11 protein-coding genes are annotated in these 13,779 nt (G+C 69.4%); 7 read left to right on the top strand and 4 right to left on the bottom strand.

Annotation, left to right across the window (positions count from 1 at the left end; translation table 11 throughout):
* Positions 1 to 93: 93 nt before the first annotated feature.
* From OG555_RS34375 to glpK (OG555_RS34355), 5 genes are read left to right on the top strand one after another with little or no spacing between them, the layout of a single operon-like run.
* Positions 94 to 981, top strand: coding sequence for a RecB family exonuclease (locus tag OG555_RS34375; RefSeq protein WP_329476831.1), 888 nt, complete (start codon positions 94 to 96; stop codon positions 979 to 981).
* 49 nt (positions 982 to 1,030) lie between these two features.
* Positions 1,031 to 1,780, top strand: a complete 750-nt coding sequence (locus tag OG555_RS34370; protein ID WP_329476829.1) for an ABC transporter ATP-binding protein — start codon at positions 1,031 to 1,033, stop codon at positions 1,778 to 1,780.
* The gene (locus tag OG555_RS34365) at positions 1,780 to 4,299 is read left to right on the top strand and encodes an ABC transporter permease (RefSeq protein ID WP_329476827.1); all 2,520 of its coding nucleotides are present in this window, start codon (positions 1,780 to 1,782) and stop codon (positions 4,297 to 4,299) included. Before OG555_RS34370 ends, OG555_RS34365 begins: the two co-directional genes overlap by 1 nt.
* 46 nt (positions 4,300 to 4,345) lie before the next feature.
* Positions 4,346 to 5,104, top strand: a complete 759-nt coding sequence (locus tag OG555_RS34360; RefSeq protein ID WP_329476825.1) for an IclR family transcriptional regulator — start codon at positions 4,346 to 4,348, stop codon at positions 5,102 to 5,104.
* A 57-nt stretch (positions 5,105 to 5,161) separates the two neighbouring features.
* The gene (gene glpK / locus OG555_RS34355) at positions 5,162 to 6,679 is read left to right on the top strand and encodes a glycerol kinase GlpK (RefSeq protein ID WP_329476823.1); all 1,518 of its coding nucleotides are present in this window, start codon (positions 5,162 to 5,164) and stop codon (positions 6,677 to 6,679) included.
* On the opposite strand, the gene OG555_RS34350 is transcribed toward glpK (OG555_RS34355), so the two are convergent.
* The 4 genes from OG555_RS34350 to OG555_RS34335 all read right to left on the bottom strand — a co-directional run bounded on the left by OG555_RS34350 (position 6,680) and on the right by OG555_RS34335 (position 11,587).
* On the bottom strand, positions 6,680 to 8,392 hold the full coding sequence (locus OG555_RS34350; protein WP_329476821.1) for a glycerol-3-phosphate dehydrogenase/oxidase: 1,713 nt from the start codon (positions 8,390 to 8,392) through the stop codon (positions 6,680 to 6,682).
* Positions 8,393 to 8,438: 46 nt separating this feature from the next.
* Entirely contained in the window at positions 8,439 to 9,956 is a 1,518-nt protein-coding gene (gene glpK, locus OG555_RS34345; protein ID WP_329476819.1) for a glycerol kinase GlpK, read from the bottom strand.
* Between the two features lie 39 nt (positions 9,957 to 9,995).
* Positions 9,996 to 10,832 (bottom strand): MIP/aquaporin family protein, encoded by an 837-nt coding sequence (locus OG555_RS34340; RefSeq protein ID WP_329476816.1) that lies wholly within the window; start codon positions 10,830 to 10,832, stop codon positions 9,996 to 9,998.
* A 134-nt stretch (positions 10,833 to 10,966) separates the two neighbouring features.
* A complete protein-coding gene (locus OG555_RS34335) occupies positions 10,967 to 11,587 on the bottom strand; it encodes a VOC family protein (RefSeq protein WP_329476814.1) in 621 nt (206 codons plus the stop codon).
* Between the two features lie 104 nt (positions 11,588 to 11,691).
* Here OG555_RS34335 and OG555_RS34330 point away from each other — a divergent pair, with 104 nt between their 5' ends.
* Together OG555_RS34330 and OG555_RS34325 are read left to right on the top strand one after the other, a co-directional pair.
* Positions 11,692 to 12,984 (top strand): alpha/beta hydrolase, encoded by a 1,293-nt coding sequence (locus OG555_RS34330; protein ID WP_329476812.1) that lies wholly within the window; start codon positions 11,692 to 11,694, stop codon positions 12,982 to 12,984.
* The gene (locus tag OG555_RS34325; protein ID WP_329476810.1) at positions 12,984 to 13,778 is read left to right on the top strand and encodes an SGNH/GDSL hydrolase family protein; all 795 of its coding nucleotides are present in this window, start codon (positions 12,984 to 12,986) and stop codon (positions 13,776 to 13,778) included. The genes OG555_RS34330 and OG555_RS34325 overlap by 1 nt, the downstream gene beginning before the upstream one ends.
* Position 13,779 lies beyond the last annotated feature (1 nt).

The following is a 13,779-nucleotide window of genomic DNA, read 5'->3' as shown; positions in this document are numbered from 1 at the left end:
GAAAGTCCGCTGGGAGTTCGCTGTGAACAGGTTTTCCACAGACCCGGGCGGTGTGCACGCGAAGTGTCCATGGACTCGCCTAGGGTCTTGGGTATGAGCGTTGCAGGTGAGGTCGATGTGCATGGGCATCCCCGTGGGGCGTTGTCGCCGTCCCGGGCCGCGGACTTCATGAGCTGCCCGCTGAAGTATCGCTTCCGCGTCATCGACCGGCTGCCCGAGAAGCCGTCGTCCGCCGCGGTCCGGGGCACCGTCGTGCACGGTGTGCTGGAGCGTTTGTTCGACCTGCCGCGCGGTCAGCGGACGCTGGAGCACGCGGCCGAGATGCTCGAGCCGCAGTGGCAGCACGTCCTGGAGATGGAGCCGGAGGTCGCGGAGCTGTTCGCCGAGGACGCGAGCGGCGAGGAGCTGGCCAAGTGGCTGGCCGAGGCGCACCAGCTGCTCGGGAAGTACTTCACCCTCGAGGACCCGAACGCTCTCGAGCCGGCCGAGCGGGAGCTGTACGTCGAGACCGCGCTGGAGTCGGGCCTGGTCCTGCGCGGGTACGTCGACCGCCTGGACGTCGCCCCGACCGGTGAGATCCGCGTGGTCGACTACAAGACCGGCCGGTCGCCGTCGGAGTTCTTCGAGGCCAAGGCCCTGTTCCAGATGAAGTTCTACGCGCTGGTGCTGTGGCGGCTGCGCGGCGTGGTGCCCGCGATGCTCCAGCTCGTCTACCTCGGCAACGGCGAGATCGTCCGCTACGTCCCCGACGAGGCCGACCTCCGCGCCTGCGAACGCAAGATCTCGGCCCTGTGGACGGCGATCACCCGGGCCCTCGAGTCCGGTGACTGGCGCCCGAGCCCCGGCCCGCTCTGCGACTGGTGCGACCACAAGGCCCTCTGCCCCGCCTGGGGCGGCACACCCCCTCCCCTCCCGACCCGCTCGGTGGAGGAGGTGGCGGCCGAATCCGCCGGGGTGGATCTGGTCGGCGTCGACGGCTGAGGCCAGCCACCCGCCCCTGGAGGAACCCTGGGTGGATAGCGTTCGTCGCATGAGTGTGCTTGACACGGCTGCGGTGCGTGCTGTCGGAGTGTGGAAGCGGTACGGCGGCGGCCAGACGCAGGTCGACGCGCTCGCGGACGTGAGTGCCGACTTCGGGAAGGGCCGGTTCACCGCGATCATGGGCCCCTCCGGGTCCGGGAAGTCGACCCTGCTGCACTGCCTCGCCGGCCTGGACAAGCCGACCGACGGACAGATCTTCCTCGGCGACGTCGACCTCACCCGGATGCCCGAAAAGCAGCTCACCCACCTGCGCCGGGACCGGATCGGATTCGTGTTCCAGGCGTTCAACCTGGTCCCGACCCTGACCGCGCTCGAGAACATCACGCTCCCCGTCGACCTGGCCGGCCGCAAGCCGGACCAGGACTGGCTCACCACCGTGATCGACACCATCGGCCTGACCGACCGCCTCGGGCACAAACCGTCCGAGCTGTCCGGCGGCCAGCAGCAGAGGGTGGCGTGTGCTCGGGCGCTCGTCTCCCGGCCGGACGTGGTGTTCGCCGACGAGCCGACCGGGAACCTCGATTCGCGCTCGTCGGCCGACGTACTCGGCTTCCTGCATCGCTCCGTCCGTGACTTCGGTCAGACCGTCGTCATGGTCACCCACGACCCGACCGCGGCCTCCTACGCCGACCGCGTGCTGTTCCTGGCCGACGGCAGGCTCGAGTCCGAGCTGCTCGACCCGACCGCCGAAACCGTGCTCGACACGATGAAGAAGCTCGACCCCGCGGTGGCCGGCTGATGCTCAAGCTCGGCCTGCGCTCGGTCCTCGCGCACCGGCTCCGCTTCGTGCTGTGCACGGTCGCGGTCCTGCTCGGCGTCGCGTTCGCCGGCGGTGCGATGGTCTTCACCGACACCCTCTCCGCCGCTCTGAAGAAGAACTTCACCACCAGTACGGCGGACATCACCGTCACGCCCGTCACGCCGATCGAGGCCGGGACCGGCCGGCCCGCGACCTTCCTCTCCACACTGGTCGAGCGCGTCGCCGCCGTACCCGGTGTCGCGAGTGCGAACCCGCAGCTCCTGGTCAGCGACGTACAGATCCTCGGCCCGGACGGGAAGCCGATGGAGACGTACGGCCTGCCCAGCTTCGGCTCCGCGTGGCCGCGGGACTCCCGGACCGCACAGTTCAAACTCCTCGAAGGCGACCTGCCCTGGGGCGTGGGCCAACTCGGCCTCGACCGGTCGACCGCGACCCGCCTGGGCTACGACCTGGGCGACCAGGTCCGGATCGTCACCCCGACCAGGGCCGTGACCGCCAAGCTCACCGCGATCACCACGCCCGGTCTGGCCGGGATCTCGGCCGGCGCACCGCTCGTCACCTTCGATGCCGTCACCGCGCAGCTGTTCCTGCTCGGCAAGCCGGGCTGGACGTCGATCAGCGTGGCCGTCCAATCCGTCGCCGATCCCGGCACCGTGCGCAACGCGATCGCGCAGACCACCGGCGACTCGGTCAAGGTCCGCACCGCCGCCCAGGTCACCGTCGATGGCCAGAACGACCTGGACAACACGTTCGGCGGCCTCAGCACCGTGCTGATGCTGTTCGCCGGCCTCGCACTGTTCGTGGGGACGTTCCTGATCGTCAACACGTTCGCGATGGTGGTCGCGCAGCGATCCCGCGAGCTGGCGATGCTCCGGGCGATCGGCGCGTCCCGCGGCCAGGTCACCGGTACGGTCCTGGCCGAGGCGCTCGTCATCGGCGTGATCGGTTCGACCCTCGGTCTGCTCGTCGGCATCGGCGTGGCGGCAGGCATCCGGTTCTTCTACCAGCACCTCGACATCCAGATCCCGACCGCGCCGATGCAGGTCAGTGCCGCCACCGTGATCACGTGCTACCTGATCGGCATCGGTGTCACGATCGCGTCGGCGTACCCGGCGGCGCGCCGGGCAGGCAAGCTCCCGCCGGTCGCCGCGATGCGTGACGACGTGGCGCTGCCGGAGCGCTCGCTGCTGGTGCGCGTCCTCATCGGCGCGTTCATGCTGCTGATGGCCGTGACGCTGTACCTGATCGGGCTGAGCGCCGGTGCTCTCCCCGGCGCCGTCCTGATCGGGTTCGGGGCCGCGATCACCGTGCTCGGCGTCGTCATGGTGAGCCCGCTGATCAGCAGGTACGTCGTTCGCGCCCTGATGTGGCCGTTCGGGCGCAAGGCCCCGGTGACCCTGGGGCGCCGCAACGCCGAGCGGAACCCACGGCGGACCTCGGCCACGGCGTCCGCCCTGATGATCTCGGTCGCGCTGATCAGCGGCCTGCTGGTGATCGCCGCGTCGGCGAAGGCGTCGATCGACAAGAACATCGCCGACGAGCTCGGTACGGCGGAGCTCCTCATCACCTCCGACGGCCCGGCCAGCTTCAGCCCGCAGGTCGCCGACCGGGTCTCGAAGGTCTCCGGCGTCCAGTCGGTGCATCAGCTCCGGCAGCAGGCCGGACAGGTCGGTGACTCCGCGGTGCAGGTCAGCGGTGTCAGCGACGGCACCCTCGACGGGTCGATCACCACGAAGTTCGACGCGGGCTCGGCGGCCGGACTGCACGACGGCCAGGCTGTCCTCCCCCGGAATCTGGCGAAGACCCTCGGCCTGAGCGTCGGCAAGAGGTTCGACCTCACCACGACCACGGGCAAGCACCGCCTCACCGTCGCCGGCATCCTGGCCCCGAACCGTCAACTGAACGCGATCGTCCTGTCGCTCCCGGCGTACGAATCCGTCGGCGGCACCGCGAGCGACTCCGTCCTGTACGTCGAAGTTGCCCAGGGCACCCAAGTGGCGCCGGTCGCCGCCCTGATCCTCGGGCAGCTGAAGGACTACCCGTCGATCCAGGTCCGCGATCAGCAGGCGTACGCGGCCGGGGCGCGCGGACCGGTCAACAGCGCGCTCGCCGCGGTCGGCATGCTGCTCGCGCTCGCGATCCTGATCGCGATCCTCGGCATCATCAACACGCTCGCACTCGGCGTGGTCGAGCGGACCCGCGAGATCGGCCTGCTCCGCGCGATCGGCATGGACCGCCCGCAGCTGCGCCGGATGCTCCGGGTCGAGTCGATCGCGATCTCGTTGCTCGGCGCCCTGCTGGGGCTGGCGATCGGAGTGCTGTTCGCGGCGTCCATCCAGTCCGCGATGGTCGACAACGGCCTGAACGTCCGCGACATCCCGGTGCTCCAGCTGGTGGTCGCCGCGCTGGCGGCCGCGGTCGTCGGCGTACTCGCTGCGGTCTGGCCGTCACGGCGTGCAGCGCGTCTGGACGTCCTGCAGGCGATCGCCACGGAGTAGAGGCGACCTACAGCCATACCACTGCCATCGCAGGTAGCCTGCGATTGTGCCGGGCACAGTGCAGTCGATCGAGCGGGCTGCGGCCGTGCTGCGACTGCTCGCCGCCGCGCCCAACGGGCTCGGAGTGGCCGACCTCGGCAACGCGCTCGGGCTGGCGAAGACAACCGTGCACGGCATTCTGCGCACCCTGCACCAGGTCGGCTTCGTCGAACAGGACCACACCGGCGCGCACTACCACCTGAGCGACGCCTTCGGCCGGCTCGGCGAGAGCTACCTGGATCCGAACGAGCTCCGCAGCCGTGCGATCAACTGGGCCGACTCGCTGGCCTCCCGCAGCGGCGAGGTGGTCCGCGTCGGCCGCCTGGTCGAAGGCAAGGTCGTGGTCGTCCATCACGTCTTCCGGCCGGACGACAGCGACCAGGACCTCGACGTCGGTACGACGCTCCCGCCGCATGCGACCGCCCTCGGCAAGGCGGTGCTGGCGTTCGACACCAGCGGCGCCGCCCGGCCGCACAAGCTGGAGGCGTACACGACCCGGACGATCATCGACCGGGCCCGGCTCGCCGACGAACTGGCCGCGGTCCGGGCCAAGGGCTGGGCCAGCGAGTTCGAGGAATACACCGTCGAGCTGGCCGGCATCGCCGCTCCGATCCGGGGCCTCGGCGGCCTGGTGGTCGGCGCGGTCGGGCTGGCGGGGCGGGTCGAGCGGATCTGCGACAGCCGTCTGCGGCACCGCGCCGACCTGGTCAGCATGGTTCGTGCCACCGCGGAGGCCATCGGTCGTGACCTCCGGGAGGACACTTGACGGGTGGGCCGAGTCGGTCGCGGAGAACCGGCCGGCGGGTGATCGGGGGTTGGGCAGATGGCTGAGCAATACGTGGCCGCGGTGGATCAGGGGACGAACTCGACGCGGTGCATCCTCTTCGATCGGCGCGGGCGGCTGGTGTCGGTGGCGCAACGGGAGCACCACCAGCTCTTCCCCCGCCCGGGCTGGGTCGAGCACGACGCCGGCGAGATCTGGAACAACGTCACCCGCGTGGTGCCCGCCGCGATCCGGCAGATCGGCGCCTCGCCGGCCCAAATTGTTGCCATCGGCATCGCCAACCAGCGGGAGACCAGCCTGCTCTGGGACCGGATCACCGGCCGGCCGATCGGCCACGCGGTGACCTGGCAGGACACCCGGACGGACCGGCTCGTCACCGAACTGGCCGGCACCGAAGGCCCGGACCGGTTCGCGGATCTGTGTGGTCTCCCGTTGACGACGTACTTCTCCGCGCCGCGGATCAAGTGGATGCTCGACCACACACCCGGTCTACGGCAACGCGCCGAGCGCGGCGAGATCCTCTTCGGCACGATGGAAAGCTGGCTGATCTGGAACTTCACCGGCGGCGCTGCCGGTGGACTGCATGCCACCGACGTGACGAACGCGAGCCGTACGATGCTGATGAACATCGAGACGCTCGAATGGGACGACCGGCTGCTGCAGGCGTTCGATGTACCGCGCGCGATCCTGCCGGAGATCCGCCCGTCGTCCGGGGTCTTCGCGACCGCGACCGAGGTGTTGCCCGGAGTCCGGATCGGCGCGGCCCTCGGTGATCAGCAGGCCGCACTGTTCGGGCAGACCTGCTTCAGTGCCGGTGAGGCGAAGTGCACCTACGGCACCGGCTCGTTCCTGCTGCTGCACACCGGGCAGGAGATCGTCCGGTCCAAGCACGGCATGCTGACCACGGTCGCGTACCAGATCGGTGACCACCCGGCGTCGTACGCGCTGGAAGGGTCGATGGCGGTGACCGGCTCACTGGTGCAGTGGTTCCGGGACGGGCTCGGGATGATCCACACCGCGGCCGAGATCGAGACGCTGGCCCGGACGGTCGAGGACAACGGCGGGGCGTACATCGTGCCGGCGTTCTCCGGCCTGTTCGCGCCACACTGGCGGAGCGAGGCGCGCGGGGTGATCGCCGGACTGACCGGCTACATCACCAAGGGCCATCTCGCCCGCGCGGTGCTGGAGGCGACCGCGTTCCAGACCCTCGAGGTGGTCGACGCGATGAACGCCGACTCCGGGATCGCGCTCACCGCGCTGAAGGTCGACGGTGGGATGACGGCCAACAACCTGCTCATGCAGTTCCAGGCCGATCTGCTCGACGTACGCGTGGTGCGCCCGATGGTGACCGAGACCGTCTCGCTCGGCGCGGCGTACGCGGCCGGCCTGGCGGTCGGCTACTGGCCCGACCTCGAGGGGCTCCGCAGCAACTGGCACCGCGCCGGCCAGTGGCTGCCGCACATGGACCCCGCCCGCCGGGAGACCGAGTACACGAACTGGAAGTCCGCCGTCCAGCGCACCTTCAACTGGATCCGCCCGGAGGACCAGAGCCTGTAGTCAGGCCGGCGACACGATGTCGGGCGCCTCGAGGCGGACCTTGTCGGCGGACTCGTCGTCGGGCTGCTCCTGGGAGTCGCGCTCGGACTGGACCCGGCGGAGGTAGACCGAGACCTCGCGCTCGATCGCCGCCTCGTCCCAGCCGAGGGTCGGGGCGATCAGGCGGGCCGCGGCCTCGGCCGCGCCGACCCCACGGTCCCAGGCCTCGATCGAGATCCGGGTCCGGCGGGCCAGGATGTCGTCGAGATGGCGCGCGCCTTCGGCCTTGGCGCCGTACACGATCTCGGCCTTCAGGTAGTCCTGCGTGCCGGGCAGCTGCTCACCGAGCGTCGGGTCCTCCTCGACCAGCGCGAGGACCTCGTCGATCATCGCGCCGTACCGGTTCAGCAGGTGCTCGATCCGGGCCACGTGCAGGCCGGAGCGCTGCGCGATCAAGTGCCGCTGGTTCCACAGCGCGTGGTAGCCGTCGGCGCCGACCAGTGGGGTGGTCTTGGTGACCGACTTGGGCACCCGGCCGTCCAAGGCCGCCGCGGCGGCGTCGATCGCGTCCTTGGCCATCACCCGGTATGTCGTGTACTTGCCGCCGGCAACGACCACCAGACCCGGTGCCGTATGTGCGACGACGTGTTCGCGGGACAGCTTCGACGTGCTCTCCGACTCACCGGCGAGGAGCGGCCGCAACCCGGCGTACACACCCTCGACGTCCTCGCGAGTCAACGGCGTGGTGAGGACCGCGTTGACGTGCTCGAGCAGGTACTCGATGTCCTTGCTGGTCGCGGCCGGGTGGGCCTTGTCCAGGTGCCAGTCGGTGTCGGTGGTGCCGATCAGCCAGTGCCGGCCCCAGGGGATGATGAACAGCACGGACTTCTCGGTCCGCAGGATCATCCCGGTGCTGGACTGGATCCGGTCCTTCGGGACGACGAGGTGGATACCCTTCGAAGCGCGCACGTGATACTGACCGCGCTCCCCCACCATCGCCTGGGTGTCGTCGGTCCAGACGCCGGTCGCGTTCACGACCTGCTTGGCCCGGACCTCGAACTCGCGGCCGCTCTCCAGGTCCTTGGCCTGCACCCCGGTGACGCGCTCACCTTGTCGCAGGAAACCGGTGACCTTGACCCGGTTGGCCACGTGAGCGCCGTACGACGCAGCCGTCCGGGCCAGCTCCATCGTGTGCCGGGCGTCGTCGACCTGGGCGTCGTAGTACTGCAATGCGCCGATCAGGGCGGACTTCCGCAGGCTCGGGACCAGCCGCATCGCGCCGCGGCGGGTCAGGTGCCGGTGGAGCGGCAGTCCGGCGCCGAAACCAGAGCTGACGGCCATGCCGTCGTACAGGGCCACGCCGGCGCCGGCGTAGAACCGCTCCCACCACCTGTGCTGGAGCGGGTAGAGGAACGGCACCGGCTTGACCAGATGCGGTGCCAGGCGTTGCAGGAGCAGACCACGCTCCTGCAACGCCTCGTGTACCAGCCGGAAGTCGAGCATCTCCAGGTAGCGCAGGCCACCGTGGACGAGCTTGCTGGACCGGCTGGAGGTGCCGCTCGCGAAGTCGCGCGCCTCCAGCAGTCCAGTGGTCAGGCCACGGGTCGCGGCGTCCAGCGCTGACCCGGTGCCGACCACCCCGCCACCGATCACCAGGACGTCCAGTTCCCGTCCGTCGGCCATCGCGTCGATCGCTTCGGCCCTCGCTTGCGGTGACAGAGCCACTACGCCCACTGTGCTGTTCCTTCCGATTCCGTTACCTACTGCGGATACCGCCTGATCAGCCGACGTCGACCCAGTCAAGCGTGCGCTGGACCGCCTTCTGCCAGCCGGCGTACCCCTTGGCCCGCTGTTCGTCGTTCCACTGCGGCTCCCACCGCTTGTCCTCGTTCCAGTTCTGGACGAGCTCTTCCTTGTTCTTCCAGAAGCCGACCGCCAGGCCGGCCGCGTACGCCGCCCCGAGTGCCGTGGTCTCCGCCACGACCGGCTTGCTCACCGCCACGCCGAGGATGTCGGCCTGCATCTGCATGCAGAGCTCGTTGGCGGTGATGCCACCGTCCACCTTGAGCACGTCCAGCTTGACGCCGGAGTCCTTCTCCATCGCGTCCGAGACGTCCTTGCTCTGGTAGCAGATCGCTTCCAGTGTTGCTCGGGCCAGGTGGGCGTTGGTGTTGAACCGGGACAGTCCGACGATCGCACCGCGGGCGTCGGAGCGCCAGTACGGCGCGAACAGGCCGGAGAACGCGGGCACGAAGTACACGCCGCCGTTGTCCGCGACCTGCCGGGCCAGCGTCTCGGTCTCCGCCGCGCCGGAGATGATGCCGAGCTGGTCCCGCAGCCACTGGACGGCCGACCCGGTCACCGCGATCGAGCCCTCCAGCGCGTAGACCGGCGCCTCGTCACCGAACTTGTAGCACATCGTGGTGAGCAGGCCCGCCTTCGACCGGACCAGCTCGGTGCCGGTGTTCAGCAGCATGAAGTTGCCGGTGCCGTAGGTGTTCTTCGCCTCGCCCGGGTTGAAGCAGACCTGACCGACGGTCGCCGCCTGCTGGTCGCCGAGGTCGCCGGTCAGTGGCACCACCCCGCCCACTGGCCCGTTCGCGAGGGTCTCGCCGTACTTGTTCGGATCCGACGACGGCCGGATCTCCGGCAGCATCTGCCGCGGGATGTTGAAGAACGAGATCAGCTCGTCGTCCCAGTCGAGCGTCTCCAGGTTCATCAGCATCGTGCGGCTGGCGTTCGTCACATCGGTGACGTGGACGCCGCCTTCGGTACCGCCGGTGAGATTCCACAGCACCCAGCTGTCGGTGTTGCCGAAGATCGCGTCGCCCGCCTCGGCGGCCGCGCGGACACCGTCGACGTTCTCCAGGATCCACTGCACCTTGCCGGCCGAGAAGTACGTCGCCGGCGGCAGGCCGGCCTTCTGCCGGATCACGTCACCCTTGCCCTCGCGGTCCAGCGCGGAGGCGATCCTGTCGGTCCGGGTGTCCTGCCAGACGATCGCGTTGTAGTAGGGCCGCCCGGTCTTGCGGTTCCAGACCACCGCGGTCTCGCGCTGGTTGGTGATGCCGACCGCCGCCAGGTCGCTGGCCTGCAGCCCCTGCGCGTTCATCGCGGTCCGGATGACCGAGCTGGTCCGCTCCCAGATCTCCACCGGGTTGTGCTCGACCCAGCCGGCCTGCGGCAGGATCTGGTCGTGCTCCAGCTGGTGGATACCCACCACGTTGCCGGAGTGGTCGAAGATCATGAAACGGGTGCTCGTGGTGCCCTGATCGACGGCACCGACGAAGTCAGCCATGGAAAGTCCTCTCCTCACACTGCTCTGTGGCGCGATGCGTCATGCTGCGGTCTCCTCGTCAGGTACCCGGCCCGGCTCCTCGTCGACGTCGCCGACCGGCAGGTTCCGGCCGACCAGCAGGTCGTAGAGGAGTGCGCCGATGAGCCCGCCGATGATCGGTCCCACGATCGGGACCCAGAAATAGAGGTCTCCGAACTGGTCCTTGAAGGCTCCTCCGTAGCCGGTCAGGTAGGAGGCCAGTCGCGGCCCGAAGTCACGCGCCGGGTTGATCGCGTAACCCGCCAGCGTGCCCCAGGCCATTCCGATGCCGACGACCAGCAGGCCGATGATGAACGGGCCCAGGTTCGCCGCGGGGGCGTTGTTGCGCAGGTCGACGATGGCCAGGATGACCATCAAGAGGATCGCGGTGCCGATGATCTGGTCGAGGAAACCACCCCACACGCCGACGCCGAGATCCGTCCGGCCGTTGCCCGGCAGGGTCGAGAACACGCCCTGACTCTTGATGGTCAGGCCAGGGTCGAACTTCTCCAGAACGGCGTTGTAGTTCCAGCGGACCACCAGAGCCGCCACGAACGCGCCGAGGAACTGCGCACCGATGTACGGCAGCACCTTCCGCCAGGCGAACCCGCGGAACGCCGCCAGGGCGATCGTGACCGCGGGATTGATGTGGGCGCCGCTGATCCGGGCTGACACGTACACGCCCATGGTCACGCCGATACCCCAGGCCCACGCGATCGAGTCGTGATTCCCGATACCGCCTGCCACCACTTGGGCCACCACGCCCACACCGAACAGGATCAGGATGAACGTTCCGGCGAACTCCGAGGAACATTCAGCCAGAAGGGTTCGTGCTTTGACCGCTTCGGTCGTAGCCATACCGAGCCTCCCTTCCACGCCGTGACGACCACGGCTGTCCGGAATCTAGGAGCGATCGCGAGGCGGCACAACGCCCGTCGTTCGACATTGTCGAACGCCGCGCCCCCGACCCCCGACTGCGACACACGGTGACCTCACAGGAGCACGCAGGTACCTCCCGGCCCGGCGACAACGGCTCGCAAACCCGCCCCGCCGGCCGCCACCGGCAAGCTGACATCGCAGGCGTCCAGTACGGCGCTCACCTCGTCCGCGCGTGGGTGCGTGGCTTCGAACTCGACCAGCTCGGCAGTCGGTAGCCCGGAGGCGGCGGGATGCCGGCTCGTGCCCCAATCGATCAGGAACGGCACGATGCCGTCGTACGGCGCCGGGTACACCGTCGCGAGCCGCCAGCTCAGCACCTCACCGTCGGGCGTCGTCCGCGACATCGGCAGGATCGGCCCGAGATCCGCCCCGGCCGCCCGCGCCGCGACAGCGGCAGACTCGATGTCGTCAGGCCGCACAGCCCAGGTCACCAGCCGCTCTCCGACCAGCTCGTCGATCCCGAACGGCGCCGCCCGGCTCGCCGGGCGCTCCAGGTCTGGTCCGATGATCTCGAGGTACGCCGTAGGTCCCAGACCAACCAGATAGTTCCGAGTGCCACGTCCGTCATGACGCCCGCCCTCAGCCGGCTGAACCCCAGTCGCCCCGGCGAACCAGGCGATGGTCCCGGCCAGATCGCGAGTAGCAAACACCAGATGATCAAGTGGATGCCCCATGCTTGAACGGTAACCGTCTCCAGCCGCAGATCTGACTTCATGCCAACCGGCTCGGCTTGGTCGGCGTCTGTGGTTTGGGGCTGCTCGGCTTCTGGAGGGGTTGGATGAACGTGTCGCTGCTCGGGGGCTGGTTGCCGGCGATGCTGGATGTCGTGGCCGTTGCCGCCCTCGTGGTCGCGGTCGGGTGGCGGGATCGGCAGTGGCGCGTACGGGCGGTGCCGATGATCGTCGGTGGGGCGACGTTCGGAACGCTGATCGCCGCGTATCCGGCGGCACGATTGCTCGGCGTCACCGACCCGCTGCCGTTCCACGTCTGGCTCTGGTTCGGGGCCGCGCTGGCGGCGTTGATCGTGCTGGCGGCCGGGTGGCGGAGCGCACGCTGGTGGCGACGCGGGACGGCGGTCGTGGCGATCGCGCTCACGACGCTGGTCTTCGCGAACCAGATCAACCAGTTCGTCGGCTACTACCCGACCATCTCCGCGGCGGTGAACGACTGGACCCACACTCCGCTGCCCGGTCAGGAATCGATGTCCGGGCTGGCACACGACGCCGGTACGGCGAAACTCCCGCCGGCCGGTCGATTGGTCGCGGTGAACATCCCACCGGCGTACAGCGGCTTCCGGCATCGGCAGGAGCTGGTCTACCTGCCGCCGATCTGGTTCCGTGGCCGTCACCGCCCGACGCTGCCGGTGGTGGAGCTGATCGGCGGCGAGCGCGGTGGTCCGGGTGACTGGGTCCGGCTCGGCAACGCCGTACAGACGTCGGACGACTACGCCCGCCGCCACCACGGGTACGCGCCGATCCTCGTCTTCGCCGATTCGATCGCGAGGTTCAGCAACGACACCGAGTGCGTGAACGGCCCGCGGGGCAACTCCGCCGACCATCTCTACCAGGACATCCCGCAGTTCATCGAGCACACCTTCGACGCGTCCCGGAATCCGGCGCAGTGGGCCGTCGCCGGATTCTCGATGGGCGGCACCTGCGCCCTCGACCTGGTCGTCGAGCACCCGTCGACCTTCACCCACTTCGTCGACATCTCCGGCGACCTGGCCCCGAACAGCGGCGACCCGGCCCAGACTCTCGCCGATCTGTACGGCGGGAACGTCGCCGCCGAGCAGGCGAACGAACCGCTCCTGGTCATGCCTGCCCACGGCCGGTACCGCGGCGTGAGCGGCCTGTTCCTCACCAGCACCGCCGAGCCCCGGCACCAGCACGAGGCTGAGGAGCTCTCCCAGGCCGCGGCCAAGGTGGACATCTGGTCCCAGGTCGAGGTCTTTCCCGGCAGCCACGTCTGGCAGTTCGCCGGTCCCGCGTTCGCGACCGCCTACCCTTGGCTGGTCAACCAGCTCGCCGCCGTCCCGGCGCACCGTGAAGCGAGGTCCTCGAAACCGGCGTGATGCCCAGACTGCGACGGTTCATCACCGCGCTGCTTCTCATCGCACTCGTCGCCATCCTGGCCGGCGGCGGCGTGGTGAGCGCCGCACCACGGCCACCGGTCCCACCGGTTCCTCCGGTCGCTCAGCTCCACGTCGTCGCGCTCGGCGACTCGGTCACCTCAGGCACGGCCTGCAGCTGCGCGGCCTTCCCCAGCATGTATGACGATCTTCTGCACACCCGGACCGGCGACACCGTCACCGTCGACAACCTCGGCGCGGGCGGCCTCGACAGCACCGGTCTGCTCCGGCGGCTCGACCAGCCCAACTCCCCCACGGAGCAAGCGATCTCCGTCGCCGACATCGTGCTGCTCACCATCGGCGCGAACGACTTCGGCGACCACCACGACGACGTCACCGCCGGCCGCTGCACCGACACCGACTGCGTCGCCGACGAGCGCGAACAACTCACCGTCAACCTGCACCGGATCCTCGGCCGCATCCACACCCTGCGCGGCGGGCAGCCGACCACCATCCTGGCGACCGGCTACTGGAACGTCTTCGAGGACGGCGAGGTCGCCCGCCGTACCTTCCCTGCCACGGGTCGCGCGGCCACCGACCAACTCACCCTCCAGGTCAACGCCGCGATCGCCGGCGCCGCCCAGAAGGACGACGCCACATACGTCGACATCTACACGCCCTTCGAGAGCGACGCCGCCGACGTCACGACCCTGCTGGCCCCCGACGGCGACCACCCCAACGCCGCGGGCCACGCCCTGATCGCCCGGCTACTCCTCGAGGCGACGCCCAGCCACTGAC

The sequence above is a fragment of the Kribbella sp. NBC_01484 genome (assembly GCF_036227145.1).
GTDB lineage: Bacteria > Actinomycetota > Actinomycetes > Propionibacteriales > Kribbellaceae > Kribbella.
Note: the sequence above shows the minus strand (reverse complement) of the source record. Positions and strands in the feature narration are given on the sequence as shown.